This window comes from Sphingomonas sp. RIT328 (assembly GCF_000632225.1).
Taxonomy (GTDB): Bacteria; Pseudomonadota; Alphaproteobacteria; order Sphingomonadales; family Sphingomonadaceae; genus Sphingomonas; species Sphingomonas kyungheensis.
The window spans coordinates 73260-94916 of sequence record NZ_JFYV01000034.1; the positions used below are offsets into that span (position 1 = coordinate 73260).

The following is a 21657-nucleotide window of genomic DNA, read 5'->3' on the forward strand; positions in this document are numbered from 1 at the left end:
TGTTAAATATCGATTTTACTGGTAGATTTGGATCATTCCTTCCAAGCCCAGTAAAGCTGGGCCGGCGGCACGTTCCACCATTCCATATCGTGGTCGATCGCATCGAAATGCGGGGTGAGGTAATCCTTCACCTTCGGCGAGAATTGATAGACCAGAAACGCGCCGCCGGTGCGGATGACGCGGTGCGTCGCCGCGGCGATCGCCGGGCCGACGCCGGCGGGCAGCGTCGAAAAGGGCAGGCCCGACAGGACATAATCGGCATGGTCATGACCGTGGTCGCGAACGATCTGCTCGACGTCCGCTGCCGAACCCTCAACCGCGACGAAGCGCGAATCGGTGATGGTGTGATCGAGGTAGCGGATGAAATCGGCGTTGGTGTCGATCGCGATCAGCGTCGCATCCGGCGCCATCCGTTCGAGGATCGGCCGGCAGAAGGTGCCGACGCCGGGGCCGTATTCGACGAACAGCTTGCACGCGCTCCAGTCGACCCGGCTCAGCATCTTGCGGATCAGACGGTCCGACGACGGGATGATCGAACCCACCATCACCGGATGTTTGAGAAACCCCTGGAAGAACATCGAGACCGGACTCGGCACGCCGGCAGGACGGGAATTGCGCCGTGCGGCGGTGGTCGGACTGGGCATCATAATCCTGTCGTGTTCGTGATCGGCCCGCGTTCGACCCGCGGGTGACACCCCGTGCCACGTTTCCCGAACGCGTTTCAAGACACAGGGTTGCGTTTGCGCGACGCTTCACCGCAGCCGGCGCGCTTGTCCGGCGTCCCCGCCGGCCTAGAATGGACCGCGCCGAGGACGTCGGAGGAGCAGCGATGACGACGCGGGACGCGGGCACGATGGTGGTGATCTTCGTATCGCAGCGCACCGGCGCCGATCCGGCCGGCTATGACGCCGCGGCAGCGCGGATGGACGCGCTCGCCGCCGCGCAACCCGGCTATCGCGGCGTCGACAGCGTGCGCGACGTGGCCGGGCTCGGCATTACGGTGAGCTATTGGGCGGACGCGGTGACCGCCGCGGCGTGGCGCGACCATCCGGAGCATGTCGCGATCCGCGAGCAGGGCCGGGCCGTGTGGTACGACTGGTACACGGTCACCGTGAGCGAGACGACGCGCGCGTACCGCTGGACGCGCGGTTGAGCCGACGGGCGGCCGTCATGACGATTTCGGCGCAGCAATGCTGCCGTGGGCATGGCTAAGGTATTGTCAGGCCAGCGCGGATGACGTCCGCGCAACGGCCGGCGCGGCGCTTGGGAAGAGCGGCGCTTCGACAGGCTGAGCGCGAACGGGGGTGGGGGTGGCCGCTTTCCTCCCCCCTGCCCCTGACTTCTTCCGTTAGTCCTGACTCCTCGTTGGCCCTGAGTTCGATGAAGGGCGGGGTTCTGCGAGCGAGCACCCGCCCGTAGACAGGTGCCCTTCCCACTCACTCCGCTCGCGCAAGCAGAGGCGCAAGGCGATCAATGGTCCGCCTTGCCGCCGCGGCTCTGCAGCTGGCCGGGCGAGATGAAGCCGATCGGCTGGATCGCCGCGGCGTCCTGCTTCAGCCGGGCGGCGATCTGTTCGTAATCCTTCTCCATCTCGGGCGTGACGCTGGCGCGCGATTCGGTCAGCGCCGCGTCGAAGTCGGCCATCGTCACCGCGGTCGACTGCAACGAGCGGCGCAGCGCGACGAGGCCGGCGCGGCGCACCACGTCTTCCAGATCCGCGCCGGTGAAGCGGTCGGTCCGCCGCGCCACCGCGTCGAGGTCGACATCGTCGGCGAGCGGCATCTTCTGCGTCTGGATCGCGAGGATGCGCCGCCGCCCGTCGCTGTCAGGCACGCCGACATAGACAAGCTCGTCGAACCGCCCTGGCCGCAGCAGCGCCGGATCGATCAGATTGGGCCGGTTCGTCGCGCCGATCACCACCACCGATTGCAGCTCCTCCAGCCCGTCCATCTCGGCGAGGATGGTGTTGACGACACGCTCGGTCACCTGCGGCTCACCCGCGCCGGACCCGCGTGCCGGCACCAGGCTGTCGAGCTCGTCGATGAAGATCACGCAAGGCGCGACCTGGCGCGCACGCTGGAACAGCCGGGTGATCTGCTGCTCGCTCTCGCCATACCATTTGCTCAGCAGGTCGGAGGATTTGGTGGCGATGAAATTCGCCTCCGCCTCGCGCGCCACCGCCTTGGCGAGCAGCGTCTTGCCGGTGCCCGGCGGACCGTAGAGCAGGAAGCCCTTGGCCGGACGGATGCCGAGCCGGCGGAAGGCGTCGGGATCCTTGAGCGGCAGTTCCACCCCCTCCTTGAGCCGGACCTGCGCGGCGTCGAGCCCGCCGACATCGTCCCAGCGGACGCGCGGCGCCTCGACCATCACCTCGCGCATCGCCGACGGCTGGACGCGCTTCAACGCGCCGAGGAAATCCTCGCGCGTCACCGACAGGGTATCGAGCACCTCCGGCGGCACCGTCCGTTCCTCGAGGTTGAGCCGCGGCATGATCCGCCGCACCGCCTCGATCGCCGCCTCGCGGGTCAGCGCGGCGAGATCGGCGCCGACGAAACCGTAGGTGGTCCGCGCCAGCTCGGCGAGGTCGACCTTGTCGCCGAGCGGCATGCCGCGGGTGTGGATGCCGAGGATCTCGCGCCGGCCGCGCTCGTCGGGCACGCCGACGACGATCTCGCGATCGAACCGGCCCGGCCGGCGCAGCGCCTCGTCGATCGCCTCGGGCCGGTTGGTCGCGGCGATGACGACCAGATTGGCGCGTGATTCGAGCCCGTCCATCAGCGTCAGCAATTGCGCGACGACGCGCTTCTCCGCCTCGCCCTGGACGTTGCCGCGCTTGGGCGCGATCGAATCGATCTCGTCGATGAAGACGATAGAAGGCGCCGACTTGGCCGCCTCCTCGAAGATCTCGCGCAGCCGCCCTTCGGACTCGCCATAGGCCGAGCCCATGATTTCGGGGCCGTTGATCAGGAAGAAGCTCGCATCGGATTCGTTGGCGACGGCGCGCGCCAGCCGCGTCTTGCCGGTGCCGGGCGGGCCGTAGAGCAGCAGCCCCTTGGGCGGCTCGACGCCGAGCCGTTCGAACAATTCGGGATAGCGCAGCGGCAGCTCGACCATCTCGCGCAGCTGGTCGATCGTCGTCGCCATGCCGCCGATATCGTCATAGGTGACGTCGGCGCGGCGCTGCGTCGGCTCCTCATATTCGGGGCGCAGCTCGATCTCGGTATTCTCGTCGATATGGACGATGCCCTTGGGGCTCGCCGCGACGACCGCGAGGCGGATCTCCTGCAAGGCATAAGCGGGGGCGTTCATGAACTGCTGGATGCCCGGCGGCATGTTGCCGACGCGCTGGTGCCCGGCGGTGGCGACGACATCGCCCTGGCAGAGCGGGCGGCCGAAGAAGGTGCGCTTGAGCGCCTGCGGCTGGCCCTGCAGCCGCAGATTCTGCTGCGCCGGCGCGAAGACGACGCGCGTCGCGGGCTTCGATTCGACCTTGCGCACCTCGACGAAGTCGCCCGCGCCGACGCCGGCATTGGCGCGTTGCAGACCGTCGATGCGCAGCACCTCGATCCCCTCGTCCTCGCTATACGGCCCCACCGCCCGCGCCGGCGTCGACTGTTTGCCGACGATCTCGATCACGTCGCCTTCGCCGACACCGAGCGCCGCCATCAGGCTGCGCGGCAGATGCGCCAGACCACGGCCCGAATCTTCGGGACGGCTGTTCGCCACCTGGATCTTGCGGGTGGGGGTATCGCTATCGGCCATGCAGCTGGAATCCTCGAAACGGCGTCGAGGGTGGCAGATAGGAGCGAGGGAGCGTACGCGCTACCGGCGGCAAAGCCAAAAAAAGGGCCAGCCCCGAAGGGCCGGCCCGTGAAAGTTTTTAGGAGAGGATGCCTGAAAGGCCCGTCCCTTTTGTCCGCCGACACTTTATGTTGCAACTGCGAAAAGAGACGGTACGATTGCAGAAGTTGCACTCGTTGGCGTAAGGCGCGTCGGCGAGGCAGGGAGAGGATCGTCATGCGCAGACTGCCGCCGCTCGGCGCGATCGAGGCTTTCGTTCAGGTCGCGCGGCTCGGCTCGGTCAAGGCCGCCGCGACCGAACTCGCCTTGTCGGCGCCGGCGCTGAGCCGCCGCGTCCAGTCGCTCGAACGCTTCATCGACCGGCCGCTGTTCGAGCGCCGCCACCAGGCGATGGTGCTCAACGCCGATGGCGAGCGACTGCTCGGACAGATCGCGCCGGTGCTCGACAGCCTGTCGGACGCGGTCGAGGGGATGACCGGGACGATCGAGGTATTGCGGCTGCGGCTCGGCATCCTGCCGCTGTTCGCCTCGCAGCGGCTGTTCCCGCGGCTGGGCGAGCTGCGGGCGGCGCATCCCGAACTGCACCTCGACATCGATACCGCCGGCCACGGCATCGCCCGGCTCGGCGAAGGGCTCGATGCGGTGATCGCCCTGTCGCGCGAGATCGATCCGACGCTCTACGCCAAGCGGCTCGATCGCAACTCGGTCTATGTGATCGGCGCGCGCACCCTGCTCGACGGCCCCGATCCGGTCAGGCGGCCCGAGCAGCTTGCCGGGCTGACCGCGCTGATCCATCGCGAGATGCCCGACAATTTCACCGCCTGGCGCGATGCGGCGAAGATCGATCCGGGCATCGAGCCGCTGGCGATCGACTATTTCGATTCGGGCGCGCTGATGCTGGAGGCGGCGGCGCAGGGCCTCGGCGTCGCCTTCATGCACGAGAGCCATTTCCAGGAAGCCCGCGACCCGCGGCTGGTGCGCCTGTTCGATATCGTCGTCGAAAGCCCGTACAGCTATTGGTTCGTCTGCCGCCCGCGGGCGCTGCACCAGCGCCCGGTGCGCATGTTCCACGACTGGCTGATCAAGACGCTGGGCGAGGTATGATCCTCCCCGGCACGGGTAGGTGGCAGCGCGCCGGCGCTGACGGAGGGGGGCTTCCACGAACGCCTCGCTCGCGGAAGTCCCCCTCCACCACGGCCTGCGGCCGCGGTCCCTCTCCCCGGTGCTAGGGAGGAGTGATTACGCCGCCCGTGCCTTGACGATCTTGCCCGGCTCGCGCGGCGGCTCGCCCTTTGGCAGCGCGTCGATCAGCTCCATGCCGTCGGTCACTTCGCCCCAGACGGTGTACTGGTTGTCGAGGAAGCGCGCGTCGTCGAAGACGATGAAGAACTGGCTGTTCGCCGAATTGGGATCGCTGGTCCGCGCCATCGAGCAGATGCCGCGCACGTGCGGCTCCTTGTTGAACTCCTGCTTGAGGTTCGGCTTGGTCGAACCGCCGGTGCCGTCGCCACGGCCGCCGTCGCCGCCCTGCGCCATGAAGCCGGGAATGACGCGGTGGAACGGCACGCCGTCATAAAAGCCCTCATTGGCCAGTTCCGCGATCCGCGCGACGTGGTTCGGCGCCAGATCGGGCCGCAGCTTGATCGTAACGTCGCCGTCGGCCAGCGTCAGCGTCAGTGTAGTGTAGGTATCGGCCATGGTTCTTCCTCTTATGGTTGACACGCAGGTAGTATCGCTGACGCCCGGAGGCAAATCCGCAAGGGTGGCCAATACGGTCGCGGCGCGATAGAGCGCAGGCGAACAACGCCGGGCGGAGGCTGCGATGAGCGAGATCGAACTTCCCGAGCCGCCGGTCGTCGAGCAGGACGAACTCGACGAGGACGATCGCCTCCGTCCCGAATTCGTCGACGCGGTGCTGGAAGCGGTCGCCGACGGCGACGACGAGGCGGCGCGTGTGCTGGTCGAACCGCTCCACCCCGCCGACATCGCCGACCTGTTCGAGCTGACCCCGCACGAGGATCGCGGGCCGCTCGCCAAGGCGCTGAAAGACCTGCTCGACGCCGACGTCTTCGCGGAGATGAACGATTACGTCCGCGAGGACCTGATCGACGCGCTGACGCCGACCCAGGTCGCCGACCTCGCCTCCGAGCTCGATACCGACGATGCGGTCGCGATCATCGAGGACATGGACGAGGCCGAGCAGCGCGCGGTGCTGCGCGCGCTCGACCCCGACGATCGCGCCGCGATCGAGGAAGCGCTCTCCTATCCCGAGGAATCCGCCGGCCGGCTGATGCAGCGCGAGCTGATCGCGGTGCCCGATCACTGGACGGTCGGCGACGCGATCGAATTCCTGCGCGGCCATGACGAACTCACCACCGATTTCTGGGAGATCTTCGTCGTCGATGCGGGGCATCACCCGGTCGGCACCTGCCAATTGTCGTGGATCCTGCGCACGCCGGGCAGCATCGCCATCGCCGACGTGATGAAGCGCGAACAGACGCTGATCCCGGTCGACATGGATCAGGAAGAGGTGGCGCTGCGCTTCCAGAAATATGCGCTGATCTCCGCCGCGGTGGTCGATGCCTCCAACCGGCTGGTCGGCATGATCACCGTCGACGACATCGTCCATATCATCCAGGCGGAAGCGAGCGAGGATACGCTGCTGCTGTCGGGCGCAGGCGACGGCGACATCAACGAACCGCTCCGCCTGACCGTGCGCACGCGGCTGATGTGGCTGGTCGTCAATCTCGGCACGGCGATGATCGCTTCGTCGGTGGTCGGGCTGTTCCAGAGCACGATCGCCGCCTTCGCGACGCTGGCGGTGCTGATGCCGATCGTCTCCGGCATGGGCGGCAATGCCGGCACGCAGACGCTCGCCGTCGTCGTCCGCGCGATCGCCACCAACCAGCTCACCGATTCGAACACGCGCTGGATGGTGTTGCGCGAATTGCGCATCGCGGCCGCCAACGGCCTCGCGCTCGGCGTGCTGATCGGGCTTGGCACCTTCATCATCTTCGGGCGCACCGATCTCGCGCTGGTCATCGCCGCGGCGATGTTCACCAACAACATCACCGCCGGCCTTGGCGGCGTGCTGGTGCCGGTGACGCTCGACCGGATGAACGTCGATCCCGCGGTGTCCTCGGCGGTGTTCGTGACGACGCTGACCGATACGATGGGCTTCTTCTCGTTCCTCGGCCTTGCCACCTTGTGGGGACTGCACGCCTGACCCACATCCCAAGGCCATGTTGCACCTGACGAAAGTGGCCTTCGGCGCGACCAGCGTCGAACATCTCGCCGAGCGGTTGACGCTGCGCGCCGCCGATGGGCCGGTGTTCCTCACCACCCGCTACCTGCCCAAGCGGCACGAGGAGGTCGCCGGGGTCGGATCGCTGTTCTGGATCCTCAAGCACCAGCTCGTCGCCCGTTCCGCGATCACCGGCTTCGGCGAGGCGGAGGGCGGCCGCGTCGCGATCCATATCGATCCCGCCCTGGTGCTGGTGCAGACCCGCCCCAAGCGCGCGCATCAGGGCTGGCGCTATCTCGAGGCGGCGGATGCGCCGCTCGACCTCGGCGGCGAGACGGACGGGCTGGCGGCGATGCCGCCGGCGCTGATCGGCCGGCTGGCGGAACTCGCGCTGATCTGAGCCGGGTCGCCTATTCCCCCGTGCCGCACGTCACCGGCGCGCCGGCGCTGGCGACGACGCGGCATTTCGGCCGCCCGGCGACGCTCACCGTCCCCAGACCGTTGCTCGCGACCAAAGCGGTGTAGCGCGCCTGCGCGCGTACCGTGCCCGGTCCGTCGAGATGGACGGTGAGGTCGTTGGTCGCCAACGCCGCGGCCTCGATCGTCCCCGTCCCGCTCGCCACCAGCCGCGCATCGGTGGCGCGTCCGGCGAGCGTGATCTTGCCGTCGCCGGCGAGCTGCACGCCGAGCTGGTCCGCCTCCACCGCGGCGACCGCGAGCGTCGCCGTCCCCGCCGCGGACAGGTCGACACGGGCACCCTTGAGCTGCGCGATCGTCACCACGCTGCCGCCGATCACGGTCAGGGCGGCGAGGCGCGGCGTGGTCAGGCGGATGCGCAGCGGCGCCGTCGCCGCCTGCCGCTGTTCGCCCCAGCGTGTCGCATTGGTCTGGCGGATGGTCAGCGTCGTGCCGTCGGCGTGGAGGTCGACGGCGCCGATCGCCGCGCGGTCACCCTCCACCGTCGCGGCGGGGGCACCGGTGGCGATCGTCACCGCAAAGCTGCCGTTGATCCGCACACGCTCGAAGCTGCCGAGCGCAACGTCGCGCTGCTCGGCGGCAGCGGCGGTGGGAAGCAGGGCGAGCGCGGCGAGCAGGCGGATCATCGGCCGGAGCCTCGCATCCGCCGCGCCTCGGGGCAAGTCAGCCGCCGCAGCGGACCGAACCGGTGCCGTGATTGCTGACGGTGCAGCGCGCGCTCGCGCCGAGATCGACATCGCCGGTGCCGCTGATCGCGACCTGTGCCGGTCCGTCGACCGCGGCGCGCACGTCGCCCATACCGGCGACAGAGACATCGGCGCGTGCGACGCGCAGCCCCGCGGCGTCGACGCTGCCGGTCCCCGCCACCGCGACGTGCAGCATCTTGACCGCACCGCCGGCGCGTACGTCACCCGTGCCGGTGATCGACAGATCCGCCGTGTCGACGGTGAGCGCGGCGATGTTGAGGTCGCCCGATCCGCTTACCTCAGCCTTGAAGCCGGCGCCGGTGATCCGGTCGACCGCCACCGTCGCGGTGCCGGTGACGCGCGCTTCGGCGAGGCGCGGCAGCGTCACGAACACCTTCACCGCGCGGTGGCGGCCCCAGCCGATGCCGCGCTTGCGTCCGATCGTCAGCGTCCCGTCGCTTTCGGCGATGCGCAGCGTATCGAGCTCGTCCGCCGGCCCCTCGGCGCGCACCGAAAAGCCATTGCCGAGCCGCACGTCGACGTCGTCGCTGCCGGTGACGTCGATCCGCGAGAAGCCCTGGGCCGGATAGGTCCGGCTCGGCCCGCTGCCCTTGGCGGCGAGCGCGGCGCCATCGTCATATCCCATCGAGCAACCGACCAGCATCATCGCTGCCATCGCCATCGATATGTTGCGCATCGCCCGTCCCTCCTTGTGTATTGCATCAATAATACACTATCAGCGGATAGGCAAGCGCCGGTGCGAGCCGCCCCATCGTCATGCGACCGTCTCGCCCAAAAAAAGGGCGGCCCCGCAGGACCGCCCCCTCGTCATCAGCGAAGTTACCAGCGGTTACGCCGGCACCTTCTCCTTGTTGTAGATCGCCGCGGCGGCGCGGAGGATGTCGAGGATCTTCTCCTGCGCCTTGGGCTCGTCGATCTCTTCCATCGCGGCGAGTTCGCGGGCGAGACGGCTGCACGCCGCTTCGAAGATCTGCCGCTCCGAATAGCTCTGCTCGGGCTGGTCGTCGGCACGGAACAGGTCGCGGACCACTTCGGCGATCGACGCGAGGTCGCCCGAATTGATCTTCGCCTCATATTCCTGAGCGCGGCGCGACCACATCGTGCGCTTGACCTTGGGCTTGCCCTTCAGGGTCTCCATCGCCTCGCGCATCGTCTTGTCGGACGACAATTTGCGCATGCCGACCGATTCGGCCTTGTTGGTGGGGACGCGCAGCGTCATCCGCTCTTTCTCGAAGCGCAGCACGTACAGTTCGAGACTGCACCCGGCGATCTCCTGCTTTTGCAGCTCGATCACACGGCCGACGCCATGCTTCGGATAAACAACGTAATCACCGACATCGAAGGACAATGCCTTGGCAGCCATGAACGGGCCTTTCTGGATCACATCCGTCGCCGGGATCATCCGGGGCGGGGACCGCCGGGCCGGATCGCGAGGATGGTTGGTACGAGTGTCTCCTGACGGGCAGGACTCATCATGCCCGTCGTGGACACTTTTAACACAGTCGCAACAAAATTACCAGCGCCGTTAAGCCAGTCGCGCTGACTTACCGCCAAGACCGCCGACGTGATTCGCCCGCTCAGTCGCCCGCGCCGGGCTCCGGCGAGAAGAATTGCTCGTATTTGTTCTCGACCCCCCTCATCGCATCCGCGTCGGGCGGCGTCTGGTCGAGCTTGCGCGTGACGTTGGGCCATTGCGCCGAAAAGGTGGTGTTGAGCTCCAGCCATTGTTCCAGCCCGCTCTCGGTATCGGGCAGGATCGCCTCGGCCGGGCATTCGGGCTCGCACACGCCGCAGTCGATGCACTCGCTGGGGTTGATGACGAGCATGTTCTCGCCTTCATAGAAGCAGTCGACCGGACACACCTCGACGCAGTCCATATACTTGCAGCGGATGCAGGCATCGGTGACGACGTAGGTCATTCTGGTTCCTTGCGGCCCTGCGGCCACGATGATGCGGCGAGGGAAAGACGGGTGATGAACGCGAGGCTGCTATGCCGCGTTCCCGCCGACGTCAATCGATGCCGTTCGCCGTCGATACGTTTGCTACCAGCTCCTGATAGCATCCCTGTGCCTCCGGTGCCGGTCCGCGCCGGGTCGGCAGCGCCTCGACGCGGAGTACGCGCACCCGGTCGTGCAACGCGAAGGTGAGGATATTGCCGACGCGCACCGGGGCGGCGCTGCGTTCGATCCGCCGTCCGTCGATGCGCAACCGGCCGTCGCAGGCGAGCGCCTGCGCGATGCTGCGCGTCTTGGCGAGACGCACGAACCACAGGAACATGTCGATCCGCATCGTGTCAGCCATGGCCGCTCCACGCCGCCAGCGCGGCGAAGGCGCCGGTCGGCGACGGTGCGGGTCGTTCGGCACGCCGCGGCGGCCGGCGGCCGCGCCACACCCAGGCGGGCGGCGCATCCTCGCGCGCGGGGACGGTGCGGAAGCCGAGTTCGGCCATCAGCCGCTCGAATGTCGCCGGCGCGATCCCCATCGAGGTGGCGAGCGCAGGATCGGGCGCGAACGGCTTGCGCCCCTGCCGCGCGTCATGCGCGCTGCGCGCGATCCGTTCGACGAGGTCGACGCGCACCGCCTGCGCGGCGAGCGGGCGGAAGCCGGTGGCGAGCTGCGCGCCGAGGCCGCCGCGCGGCAACACCGTCGCCCCCTCGCGCGGCAGCACCGTGCCCCGGCCGCGCACGCCGAGCAGCGCCTGCCGCCAGCGCGCCGCCGCCGGCTTGAGCAGCCGCGGATCGAACAGGTCGAGCGTGCCGATGGTGATGCCGATGCGGCGCAACCGCTTGCGCTCGTCCGCGGTCAGCGCGTCGACCGGTTCGTAGATCGCCAGCCGCGGCACCAGCCCGCCCGCCGCCTCCAGCTCGCCGGCGACGACGCGCAGCGACGGCGTCGCCTGCGGATCGCGCGCCGCCTCGGCCAGCGCGACCAGCGCCGGGACATGGCGGTCGAACATCGCCGCGAGCCAGCGCGCGAGCCGCGCCGCCACCGCCTCGCGCAGCGGCTTGGCGAGGCAGTCGAGATCCCGGTCGAGCCGCAGCTGCGGTCGCGCCAGCGACGGCCCCGGCAGCAGCTGCGCGACGCGATGGCCGTTCCACAGCAACGCATCGCCCTCGATCGCCAAGGCCGCATCCTCCGCGGCGACCAGCGCCTCGCCACGCCGCCGCCGCTCACCGCTGAGATGGCGCTCCGCCGCGGCGAGCAGCAGCCGGCGGTCGGTCGCGCGCGCCTGCGGGTCGACGGTAAAGCGGAAGCCGTCGAGCCGGCCGATCGCATGATCCTCGACCAGCACCTCGCCCTCGGCGCCGATCACCACCGGCAGCAGCGAGGCGTCCGCGCCGATCTGGCGGATCAGCGCGGTGGTGCGCTTGTCGACGAAGCGCTGCGTCAGGCTGGCGTGGAGCCCGTCGGACAGCCGCTCCTCGATCGCCTGCGTCCGTTCCGCCCCCGCGGCGGGATCGGCGAGCCAGTCGGCGCGCTGCGCGATATAGGCCCAGCTGCGGATCGCCGCGATCCGCCCGGCGATCGTCTCGACATCGCCGGCGATCGTATCGAGCCGCGTCACCTCGTCGGCGAACCACTGGTTGGGGACGACGCCGCGGCCTTCGGAGAGATAGCCGAACACGCGGCTGACGAAGCGGGTGTGCGGATCGAGCCCGAGCTTGCGGAAATCCGGCAGGCCGCACGCCGCCCACAGCCGCTTGACCATCGCCGGCGACCGCGCGCGCTCGCGCACCCACGGTTCGTCGGCAAGCCGCTTGAGCACCGCGAGATCGGTCGATTGCGGCGCGGCGAGCAGCACGCCGGGCTCGGGCCGCCGTTCGAGGCTGGCGATCAGCGCATCGATGCTGGCGTAATCGGGCTCGCCGTTGCGCCAGTAGAGCTGCTCGATGCGCGGGAAGCGATGTTCCTCGATCGCGAACACCTCTTCGGGGAGGAAGGCACCCGGCCCTTCCTCGGTGACCCCGCCGAAGGTGCCGTCGCGCTGGTGCCGCCCGGCGCGCCCGGCGATCTGCGCCATCTCGGCGACGGTCAGCCGGCGGCTGCGGCGACCGTCGAACTTGCTGAGCCCGGCGAAGGCGACGTGCGCGACGTCCATGTTGAGGCCCATGCCGATCGCATCGGTGGCGACGAGATAATCGACCTCGCCCGCCTGGAACATCGCCACCTGCGCGTTGCGCGTGCGCGGCGAGAGCGCCCCCATCACCACCGCCGCGCCGCCGCGCAGCCGGCGCAGCATCTCGGCGACGGCATAGACTTCCTCGGCGCTGAACGCGACGATCGCCGAGCGTTTGGGCAGGCGGCTGATCTTCTTGGCGCCGGCATAGGTAAGCTTGGAGAAGCGCGGACGGACGATGATCTCGGCATCCGGCACCAGCGTGCGGATCATCGGCCGCAGCGCTTCCGAGCCGAGGATCATCGTCTCCTCGCGTCCGCGCCGGCGCAGCAGCCGGTCGGTGAAGACATGGCCGCGCTCGGCATCGGTGCCGAGCTGCGCCTCGTCGAGCGCGACGAAGGCGGCGTCATGTTCCGGCATCGATTCGACGGTGCACAGGTGCCAGCGCGCGTTGGGCGGGACGATCTTCTCCTCGCCGGTGACCAGCGCGACGCTGTCCGCGCCCTTCAGCTTGACGACGCGGTCATAGACCTCGCGCGCGAGCAGCCGCAGCGGGAAGCCCATGATCCCGCTCGAATGCGCGCACATCCGTTCGACGGCGAGATGGGTCTTGCCCGTGTTAGTCGGTCCGAGGACCGCGGTGACCGCCGCTTTCATAAGGGTAACATCGTGCCTCCCGACCGATCGCGCAATGAGGCAAAACGACCGCAGCGACCAAGCCGCCGCCCGCCCCCGGACCGCCGCGCCCGCACCACCGTCCGTCGCAGCCGCCGCCGGTTAATTTGACTTTCAACAATGCGCCTTACAGGCAGCGTCGACGCGCCGGGGGGTGATCGGCGACACCGTAGCTGAGATGAGGCGCGCTTCGTGTTTCTGCGCAACGACCAGGGTTTCGAATCCGCCGGGGGCACCGCCGCCCGGCCGTTCGGCCGTGCGCTCGCGGTGCCGCGGCGAATCGGGACGATCGAGCGGCTGCGGCGGCTCGACTGGGCACCCGATCTCGGCGCCGACATCGGCAGCCGCGACTGGTGGCGCGGCCTCGCCACGCTCGGCACGCTGCTCGGCACGGTATGGCTGCTCGCCCCCGGCCTCGCGCCGTTGCCGGGCGCGGTCGCGCCGCCGCTCGACGGCGTCGCCTATGAGGAAGCGCGCACGCAGGCGATCGCCCCGCTCGCCTGGGGTGGCGACACCGGGCGGCGGATGGCGGCGAACGATCTGGTCGCGCCGCTCGCCGAGGCGCCCGAACGCCCGCGGATCGAACTCAGCGCGACGCTCGGCGAGGGCGACGATCTCGACCATGTGCTGATGCGCGCCGGCGTCGGCCGCAAGGACGCGCAGGCGGCGGCGGGTCTCGTCGCGCAGGCGGTGACGCTCGGCGATATCCAGCCGGGCACCCGGCTCGCGCTGACGCTCGGCGCGCGGCCGACCAAGACGGTGGCGCGGCCGCTCGAAAAGCTCAGCCTGCGCGCGCGCTTCGACCTCGCGCTCAGCCTCGACCGCACCGCCGCCGGGCTGGCGATGACGCGCCAGCCGATCGCCGTTGACACCACGCCGCTGCGCATCCAGGGCCTCGTCGGGTCGAGCCTCTACCGGTCGGCACGGGCCGCGGGCGCACCGGCGCGGATCGTCGAAAGCTATATCAAGGCGCTGGCGACACGCCTGTCGATCGGCCGCGACGTTAGCGCCGCCGACGGGTTCGACCTCATCATCGAACAGCAGCGTGCCGCGACCGGCGAAGTCCAGCTCGGCGATCTGCTGTTCGCCGGCATCGATCAGGACCGGCGCAAGCTCGAGCTGGTCCGCTGGGACGACGACGGCCGGCCGGGCTGGTTCGACCTGCGTGGCCAGGGCGAGCGGCGCGGCGGCAGCATGGGCATGCCGGTGGCGGGCCGGATCACCTCCTCCTTCGGCTTCCGCATGCATCCGCTGCTCGGCTATCTCAAGATGCACAAGGGGCTCGACATCGGCGCGCCTTATGGTTCGCCGATCTTCGCCGCGCTCGACGGCGTCGTGCAGGGCGCGGGGCGCGCCGGCGGCTACGGCAATTTCGTCAAGCTGGTCCATGGCGGCGGCCTGGCGAGCGGTTACGGCCATATGAGCCGGATCGCGGTGACGCGCGGCCAGCACGTCCGTCAGGGTCAGGTGATCGGCTATGTCGGCTCGACCGGCCTGTCGACCGGCCCGCATCTCCATTGGGAAGTGTGGCGCAACGGCCAGACGATCAACCCGCGCTCGATCGCCGTCACCCAGGTCGACGCGCTGTCTGGCAGCGCGCTAAGCCGCTTCAAGACACGCGCGGCGAGCCTGCTCGCCGTCCGGCCCGGCCGCACCGGCTAGCCGCGGGCGGCGCGCTTACCGCCCCTGCGCGCGCCAGCGCAGCACGGTGCGCTGGATGATCGCCTCCTCGCCGCCGACATCGCGCCACAGCGTCGAGAACAGGGGATCGCCCGAGGCCGGCCGCTTGCCCTCTTCGAGCGCGTCGAAGCTGACCCGGATCGGCACCGCGACGCCCTCGCCGCAGATGATGCATTCACGGTTGCGCAGCGCGGGGATCGAATCGAGGAACCCGCGCGCGCCCTCCGGCATCGCGGCGCGCACGAACGCCTGGTCGCGCTCGTTGTTGAGCCGCATCGCGATGATCGTGCCGCATTGCGACAGCACGCCCTCTTCGAGGTCGGACGGCCGCTGCGTGATCAGGCCGAGGCTGACGCCATATTTGCGCCCTTCCTTGGCGATCCGGCTGAGGATCCGCCCGACCGAGGCCCCCCGCCCCTCGCCGCGCGCATCGCTGGGGATGTAGCGGTGCGCCTCTTCGCAGACGAGCAGGATCGGCCGCTTGGGCTCGTTGCGCGACCAGATCGCGAAGTCGAACGTCATCCGGCTGAGCACCGCCACCACCACCGAGGTGATCTCGGACGGCACGCCCGACACGTCGATGATCGAGATCGGCTTGCCGTCGCCCGGCATGCGGAAGACGCGGGCGAGGAAGTCGCCCATCGTATCGGCGACGAGCATGCCGGAGAACATGAAGCTGTAGCGCGGATCGGCCTTGATCTCGTCGATCTTCGCCTTGAGCCGCAGATAGGGCGAGGTATCGCCGGCGCGGTCCATCTTGCCCATCTCGGCCGCGAGGATCGCGGTCAGGTCGCTGAGCAGATAGGGGATCGGCGCATCGACGGTGAGCTTGGCGATCTCCTGCCCCAGCCGGTTCTTGGCGCGCGCCATCAGCAGGCATTTGGCGAGGATGTCGCGATCGACCGAGCGGTCGCCGCCGGTGCCGGTGACGAAGACCTCGCAATGTTCCTCGAGGTTCATCAGCCAATAGGGCATCGCCAGATTGTTGACGTCGTAGATCGCGCCATTGCCGCGGAACGCCGCGGCATATTCGCCGTGCGGATCGATCATCACGACATGGCCCTGCGGCGCGAGCTCGCAGATGCGGTGGAGGATCAGCGCCGCCGCGGTCGACTTGCCGGTGCCGGTCGAGCCGACCAGCGCGAAATGCTTGCCGAGCATCGCGTCGACGTAGAGCGACGCATGGACCGACCGCGTCGGATAGACGGTGCCGACGCGGATATGCGGCTGGTCCGCCGCCGAATAGATCTGTTCGAGGTCGCGGGTGGTGATCGCGAACACCTCGCAGCCGGGGATCGGATAGCGGGTGACGCCGCGGCGGAAGCTGTAGAGCTTGCCGGTCAGCCGCTCCTCGTCGCCCTCGCCGAGGAAATCGATATCGGCGGCGACCCAGTCGTTGCCGGTGCCTTCGAGCACCAGGCTGCGAATATTGGCGATCAGCCACGCGCCGCCGACGCGCATCTTGATTTGGCCGCCGACCTGGCCCGCGGTGGCGACGACCGGATCGGCATCCTGCGCGATCAGTTCGAGCGCGTTACGGTCGAACAGCACGCGGCTGCCGCCGCCGGCGACCGCGAGCACGCAGCCGATCGGCATCGGCATGCCCCCCGCCGCCACCGGCGCGGCGGCGGCTAGAGGTGTCGCGCCGGCGAAAACGCCCGGCCCCGGCATGTCGGTCATCACGGCTGCTTCCTGCTTATTACCGGCGGATGCTAGCCGATGGCCGTTAAGATACCGTCATCAGCGACTTAGAACCGCCGTGCGATCCACCCCGCGGCGAGGCCCAGCCCGACCGACAGCGCCACTGCGGCGAGGCCGTAAAGGATCGCCTGCCGCTCCGCCGCGCGTGCGACGAAGCGTTCGAAGCCCGATTTGCGGATGTCGATCTCGCGCACCGCGGCGGCGAGCACGCGGCCGTCACGGATCAGGAAGGTCTCGGCGGTGAACCGCCCGACCGGCACGCGCGCGGGGATGGTCAGCCGCGCCCGGTACAGCACGCCGGCGCTGATCTCGACCGCATGCGGCGCCTCGAGATACAGGCCGGCGCGGCGCTTGAGGTCGACGAGGCCGCGCTGGAATCCCTGTTCGACGCCGGTCGCGGTGTTCGACCCCGGCGACAATTGCAGGCTGTCGAGCCCCAGTTCGTAGATCGCGCGGGTGCGCGCGTCGACGATCCGCCCGATCGGCCGCGACGAGGCGAGCGCGTAGAAGCTCGGCACCGAACTGTAGCGCTGATGCTCGGCATTGACCCAGATGCCGGCGACCTTCTTCTTCTCGCGCACCAGCACCGGCTGCGTCGGCCCCTTGACGACGACGACGATATCGGTCGGCGCCTCGCCCTGCGGCAGCCGCCCGCCGGGATAGAGGATCGCGCCGAACAGCAGCAGTTCGGCGCCGGTGAAGCTGTAGGCGATCTCGATATCGCGCTGCGACACGTCGGGGACGAGCACCGGCTTGGGCGCCTGTGCCATCAGCAGCGGCACGAGCAGCGGCAGCGCGCGCCTCACGTCAGCTCGACCGTGAAGATCTCCTCGGGCCGCCAGACGAGGCCGAGCAGGATCCGCAGCCCGACGAGCAGCACCATGATCGCCAGCGCGAGGCGGAGATATTCGGGCTTCACCTTGGTGGCGAAGCGCGCGCCCAATTGCGCACCGATCACCGAGCCGATCAGCAGCAGCCCGGCGAGGACGATGTCGACCGCCTTGGTGGTCATCGCATGGACCATCGTCGCCACCGCGGTGACGAACAAGGTCTGGAACAGCGAGGTGCCGACGACGACGCTGGTCGCCATGCCGAGCAGGTAGATCATCGCCGGCACGAGGATGAAGCCGCCGCCGATGCCGAGCAGGATGGTGAGGATGCCGGTACCGAAGCCGAGCAGCAACGGCGCGAGCGGCGAGATATACAGGCCCGAGGCGTAGAATCGCGTGCGCAGCGGCAGCGCGGCGACGAGCTGATGATGGCGGCGCTTGCGCGGCTTGACCGGGCGGCGGCCGCTGGCGACACTGATCGCGCCGATCGACTCGCGCGCCATCAGCGTGCCGATCGAACCGAGCATCAGAACGTAGACGACGCCGATCACCGTATCGATCTGGCCGCTCGCCTGCAGCAGCCGGAAGATCCACGCGCCGGCGAAGCTGCCTAGGATCCCCCCGGCAACGAGCACCCCGCCCATCTTGGTATCGACGCCGCGGCGATGGAAATGCGCGATCACCCCCGACACGCTCGCGCCGGTCACCTGGCTCGCCGAGGAGGCGGCGGCGACGGTCGGCGGGATGCCGTAGATGATCAGCAGCGGCGTGGTGAGGAAACCGCCGCCGACCCCGAACATCCCCGACAGCAGGCCGACACCGCCGCCGAGCAGGATGATGACGAGCGCATTGACCGACAGATTGGCGATGGGAAGATAGACGTCCACGCCGCGCTTTATAGCCGGTGCGCGGGCGCGGACCATCACAAGTTGCTTGCGGGTGACCGCCTCTGCCCGAAAGCGTGCCCGTCATCACCGGCGCCATCCGGTCACATGTCGTGCGCGAGGGAGAGTGCCGGTCCCGAACCCGGCCGGGCACGTCCGGCGACCCGCTGCCGCCAATCGGCGAGGAGGCGCAGCGGGCGCGGACCGCGGCCGATGGTAAGCCCGATCGTCGGGCCGATATCGAAGCGCGAGAGGCGCGGCTGCGCACCGCCCCATGCTCCGATCCCCCCGTCGAGTGCCAGCCGGTCGATCCCGGCGAGCCGGCGGCTCGCGCGCACCGCACCGTCGGCGAACAGCCCACCGCCGCGCCGGGCGACGCCGCCCGCCTGCCCATAGGCCTCGACAGTCAGCCCATGAAATACCGGCGCTGGTCCATATCCTCCGACAACACCAAGCATCGGCCCGCTTCGACCGCCATCGAGCGCAATCCGCTCCTCGGTAAGGATATGGATCGGTGCCAGTGTGGGTTGCCAGTCGAGCCCGATCGCGGCTTCCGCGCCTCGCCCAGCGAGCGGCGTGGACAGCCTCGCCGACGCAGCGAGACGGTGTGCCTCGTCAACCCCATAGGTGATCCGCACGCCAGCCTGCGATCCGCCCAATTGCCCTGTCGAGGCATCCGACCGATCGCCGTCGCGCAAGACGATCCAGCTACCGCCGCCCAATCGATGAGGTCTTGCCGCCGGAAGCCGATAACCGGTGACGATGAGCGGCACCGCGTCGGTTTGTGACGGCGCCACCTCTGCGGTCGCAGCGCTCGGACGGTCTTCACCGGAAGTCACAGGAAAGCTTGGCAACGGTCCAGCTCGCCACTTTGGTCCGGGCAGACTGCCAACCTTTGCCCGACAGTACCGGACGGTGCGGCCGCGGGCCATGCGGCTCGGCGGAACGTCCTGTGTTGGCGAAGAGTCCGATGCCACCAGAACGGCCGACGCCGATGCCGTCACGTGCTGCGATCTTGGCGACGCCGGATCGCGCCCGATCAGATGCCGCTGTCCCGTCTGCCCGTGCCGGCCGACTGCCGCCGTCACCGTCGCCGTTACGGACATCGATCTGCGCATCTGCCCGGCATCGGTCAGGCGCATGGCGAGCCAAAAGGCGAGGACCACCATCAGGAAGCGCAAGGGGCGCCCCCTGGTCAACGCGTCGTCTCCGCGTTCGGAAAACGATGCGCCGTCTTGTCCCAAACCGGCGCGGCACCGCGCAGCCATTGCAGATAGCGGTGCAGTGCGATCCAGGATGCGGCGAGCGCGACGGCATTGCCGATCAGAAAGCGTGGTGCTGCCCAGCACCCCTCACGCCAGCCGTAGGCGCTTGCCGTGCAGGCCATCCTTACGGCAAACCGCCAGACCAGCAGCGAAACCGTCGCCCACCACAGCCAACCGGCAAGGTGGCGGCCGCCGTCCGGTCTGGCGGTGACCCAATGGACGCCTGCCGTCACCGACATCAATAGTATCGCCGCGTAAGCGGCGGTAAGCACGATGATCGCAATCGGCGCCCGCCGGTCGCGCATCCGCATCCAGTGATCGGCTACCGCCCATGGTCTGCCCCAGCCGACGCGGTCCCAGCCGGCCAAGGCGATCCCCATCATCCACCGCGCCTTCTGTCGCGCCGCCGCCCAGAAACGATCGGGAAAATAGGCTCGCACCGCGATCAGGCTGCCGTCGGTCGGATCGCGCAGCCGGGCGAAACAGACGCCGCGGCCCGAAGCGGATACCCGCAGCCCGAGCTCATAATCTTCGGTGAGGCTCGTCGGATCGAATGGCCGCCCGCCGCACGCATCGGCGATCTCTACGACGGTTGCGCTCCTTATTGCACAGCCGGTGCCGGCGAGCGGCACCGGTGCACCGAGCAGCGCACGTATCGGCTGGTGGATGCCGTGGGCATAGGCGAATTCGTCCGCATAATGGCCGGACACCCACCAGCTGCAGCGGATTAGCGGCAGTACCGGCAATTGCACCACCGCGTGATGCGGCAGCAACGCGCGGAAGACGCGCCACTCGGCGGCGTGAACGACATCCTCGGCGTCGTGGATGATGATCGCTTCGGTCTGTCGGCCCGTCGCGGCGTCGTCACGACAAAGCGCCGACCACAGGCTGTTGAGACAATCGGCCTTGGTCGTCGGCCCCGGTCGCGGTCCGACGATGACACGAATTCGTGTATCCTGCTCGGCCGCCCGCTCCGCCGCGGCGATGGTTTCCGGATCGTTGGGATAGACGCCGACGAAAATGCGGCAAGCGGGATCGTCGAGCCTTGCCGCGGTCGTCGCGAGCATCGCACCGATGACCGCTGCTTCGTGCCAAGCGGCGACGAACACCGCCATCGTCATCGACGCCGGCTGGGGGAATGACACGTCCACCGCATGCTCCTGCGCGAAGCCTTGCTTTAGCCGCCACAGGAGGAAGCAGAGGTCGACGGCGAGATCATCGATCCCGCCGATCAGCAGACCGGTCGCCGCGAACAGCAGCACCTCGCGCACCGCGCCATCCAGACTGGCCAACAGGAAATCCAAAGCCCCCGCCCCACGATTCCGTGGCGGAATATCCGTAACGGACATGTCTCTGGCAAGTAGGATCGGGCAACCCGCTCATCCGGCAGGCTTCAGCGAAATAGAAAGCGGCCGATCGCGTCGCCTTCTACATTGGCCCGAATCGGCAGGACGCAGGCACTGCCGCGCGACTCATCACGGCAACAGGAACGTCCCCTCGATCACCGTCACGCACGCCCCGCCCAGCACGACGCGGTCCGCCTCCAGCCGGCAGGTCAGCGCGCCGCCGCGCGCGCTCGCCTGATAGGCGGTGAAGCGGTCGGTGCCGAGCCGGTCGGCCCAATAGGGCACGATCACCGCATGCGCCGATCCCGTCACCGGGTCTTCGTCCACACCCGCGCCGGGCGCGAACATGCGGCTGACGACATCGGCGGTCTGCCCGCGCGCGGTGACGATCGCCTGATGGTCCCCCGTCGCGGCGAGCGCGCGCAGGTCGGGGCGGACTTCGCGCACCGCCGCCTCGGATTCGAGCACGATCACGCCATAGCCGCCCTCGCGCCACAGCGTCTCGACCACGCCGTCGACGCCGAGCGCCGCGACCACCTCGGGCAGAGGCTTGGGCTCGGGCTTCCACGCCGGCAGCGCCAGCGCATAGCCGACGCCGTCACGCGCGACGGTGAGCACGCCCGCCTGCCGGGTGCGGAAGCGCACCGCATCGCCGTCACCGCCCGACGACAGCACGAAATGCCCGCTCGCCAGCGTCGCATGACCGCACAGCCGCACCTCCGCGCCCGGCGTGAACCAGCGCAGCTCGAAATCCGCCGCGCCGCTCGTGTCCGGCACCAGAAAGGCGGTTTCCGACAGATTGTTCTCCGCGGCGATGGCGAGCAGCACGTCGTCGGCGAGCCACGCGGACAGCGGCATCACCGCGGCCGGATTGCCGCCGAACGGCGTCGCCGAAAAGGCGTCGATCTGCGCAAACGGGATTCGCATCGC

The 21657-nt window shown here is 69.1% G+C and carries 20 protein-coding genes; 5 read left to right on the top strand and 15 right to left on the bottom strand.

Annotated features, from left to right (window positions below):
- Positions 1-32: 32 nt before the first annotated feature.
- Positions 33-644, bottom strand: coding sequence for a class I SAM-dependent methyltransferase (locus tag BW41_RS14335; RefSeq protein WP_037535324.1), 612 nt, complete (start codon positions 642-644; stop codon positions 33-35).
- A 185-nt stretch (positions 645-829) separates the two neighbouring features.
- Between BW41_RS14335 and BW41_RS14340 the strand changes: the two genes are divergently transcribed.
- Complete coding sequence (locus BW41_RS14340) at positions 830-1153, top strand: antibiotic biosynthesis monooxygenase family protein (RefSeq protein ID WP_037535325.1); 324 nt, start codon at positions 830-832, stop codon at positions 1151-1153.
- A gap of 317 nt (positions 1154-1470) precedes the next feature.
- Here BW41_RS14340 and BW41_RS14345 read toward each other — a convergent pair whose 3' ends face one another.
- A complete protein-coding gene (locus BW41_RS14345; protein ID WP_037535193.1) occupies positions 1471-3762 on the bottom strand; it encodes a CDC48 family AAA ATPase in 2292 nt (763 codons plus the stop codon).
- Positions 3763-4017: 255 nt separating this feature from the next.
- On the opposite strand from BW41_RS14345, the gene BW41_RS14350 reads away from it, so the two are divergent.
- A complete protein-coding gene (locus tag BW41_RS14350; protein WP_037535194.1) occupies positions 4018-4905 on the top strand; it encodes a LysR substrate-binding domain-containing protein in 888 nt (295 codons plus the stop codon).
- Positions 4906-5040: 135 nt separating this feature from the next.
- Here the strand turns inward: BW41_RS14350 and BW41_RS14355 are convergent, their stop codons facing one another.
- Entirely contained in the window at positions 5041-5499 is a 459-nt protein-coding gene (locus BW41_RS14355; RefSeq protein ID WP_037535195.1) for a peptidylprolyl isomerase, read from the bottom strand.
- Between the two features lie 124 nt (positions 5500-5623).
- On the opposite strand from BW41_RS14355, the gene mgtE reads away from it, so the two are divergent.
- Together mgtE and BW41_RS14365 are read left to right on the top strand one after the other, a co-directional pair.
- Positions 5624-7027 (top strand): magnesium transporter, encoded by a 1404-nt coding sequence (gene mgtE, locus BW41_RS14360; protein WP_037535196.1) that lies wholly within the window; start codon positions 5624-5626, stop codon positions 7025-7027.
- 16 nt (positions 7028-7043) lie between these two features.
- On the top strand, positions 7044-7445 hold the full coding sequence (locus BW41_RS14365; RefSeq protein ID WP_037535197.1) for a DUF1489 family protein: 402 nt from the start codon (positions 7044-7046) through the stop codon (positions 7443-7445).
- A 10-nt stretch (positions 7446-7455) separates the two neighbouring features.
- Here BW41_RS14365 and BW41_RS14370 read toward each other — a convergent pair whose 3' ends face one another.
- The 6 genes from BW41_RS14370 to BW41_RS14395 all read right to left on the bottom strand — a co-directional run bounded on the left by BW41_RS14370 (position 7456) and on the right by BW41_RS14395 (position 13003).
- Positions 7456-8148 carry a GIN domain-containing protein gene (locus tag BW41_RS14370; RefSeq protein WP_037535198.1) on the bottom strand — a complete coding sequence of 231 codons (693 nt, stop codon included), beginning with the start codon at positions 8146-8148 and terminating at the stop codon, positions 7456-7458.
- 37 nt (positions 8149-8185) lie between these two features.
- Positions 8186-8905: a head GIN domain-containing protein gene (locus tag BW41_RS14375; RefSeq protein WP_037535199.1), complete on the bottom strand. Its 720-nt coding sequence runs from the start codon at positions 8903-8905 to the stop codon at positions 8186-8188.
- 153 nt (positions 8906-9058) lie between these two features.
- Positions 9059-9592: a CarD family transcriptional regulator gene (locus tag BW41_RS14380; protein WP_037535326.1), complete on the bottom strand. Its 534-nt coding sequence runs from the start codon at positions 9590-9592 to the stop codon at positions 9059-9061.
- 214 nt (positions 9593-9806) lie between these two features.
- The gene (fdxA, locus tag BW41_RS14385) at positions 9807-10148 is read right to left on the bottom strand and encodes a ferredoxin FdxA (RefSeq protein WP_037535200.1); all 342 of its coding nucleotides are present in this window, start codon (positions 10146-10148) and stop codon (positions 9807-9809) included.
- 91 nt (positions 10149-10239) lie between these two features.
- Complete coding sequence (locus BW41_RS14390) at positions 10240-10530, bottom strand: RNA-binding S4 domain-containing protein (RefSeq protein WP_037535201.1); 291 nt, start codon at positions 10528-10530, stop codon at positions 10240-10242.
- Positions 10523-13003: a helicase-related protein gene (locus BW41_RS14395; protein WP_037535202.1), complete on the bottom strand. Its 2481-nt coding sequence runs from the start codon at positions 13001-13003 to the stop codon at positions 10523-10525. The genes BW41_RS14390 and BW41_RS14395 overlap by 8 nt, the downstream gene beginning before the upstream one ends.
- A 210-nt stretch (positions 13004-13213) precedes the next feature.
- Between BW41_RS14395 and BW41_RS14400 the strand changes: the two genes are divergently transcribed.
- The gene (locus tag BW41_RS14400; RefSeq protein WP_037535203.1) at positions 13214-14683 is read left to right on the top strand and encodes a M23 family metallopeptidase; all 1470 of its coding nucleotides are present in this window, start codon (positions 13214-13216) and stop codon (positions 14681-14683) included.
- A 15-nt stretch (positions 14684-14698) separates the two neighbouring features.
- Here the strand turns inward: BW41_RS14400 and BW41_RS14405 are convergent, their stop codons facing one another.
- The 6 genes from BW41_RS14405 to BW41_RS14430 form a co-directional block, all read right to left on the bottom strand.
- Positions 14699-16381 carry an ATP-binding protein gene (locus tag BW41_RS14405; RefSeq protein WP_037535204.1) on the bottom strand — a complete coding sequence of 561 codons (1683 nt, stop codon included), beginning with the start codon at positions 16379-16381 and terminating at the stop codon, positions 14699-14701.
- A 68-nt stretch (positions 16382-16449) separates the two neighbouring features.
- Positions 16450-17172: a TIGR02186 family protein gene (locus tag BW41_RS14410; protein ID WP_051583523.1), complete on the bottom strand. Its 723-nt coding sequence runs from the start codon at positions 17170-17172 to the stop codon at positions 16450-16452.
- A gap of 32 nt (positions 17173-17204) precedes the next feature.
- On the bottom strand, positions 17205-18119 hold the full coding sequence (locus tag BW41_RS14415) for a sulfite exporter TauE/SafE family protein (protein WP_037535206.1): 915 nt from the start codon (positions 18117-18119) through the stop codon (positions 17205-17207).
- A gap of 101 nt (positions 18120-18220) precedes the next feature.
- Positions 18221-19297: a hypothetical protein gene (locus BW41_RS20650; protein ID WP_235199779.1), complete on the bottom strand. Its 1077-nt coding sequence runs from the start codon at positions 19295-19297 to the stop codon at positions 18221-18223.
- Between the two features lie 14 nt (positions 19298-19311).
- Positions 19312-20673, bottom strand: coding sequence for a glycosyl transferase family protein (locus BW41_RS14425; protein ID WP_327195599.1), 1362 nt, complete (start codon positions 20671-20673; stop codon positions 19312-19314).
- 183 nt (positions 20674-20856) lie between these two features.
- Complete coding sequence (locus BW41_RS14430) at positions 20857-21654, bottom strand: PhzF family phenazine biosynthesis protein (RefSeq protein ID WP_037535207.1); 798 nt, start codon at positions 21652-21654, stop codon at positions 20857-20859.
- Positions 21655-21657: the final 3 nt, after the last annotated feature.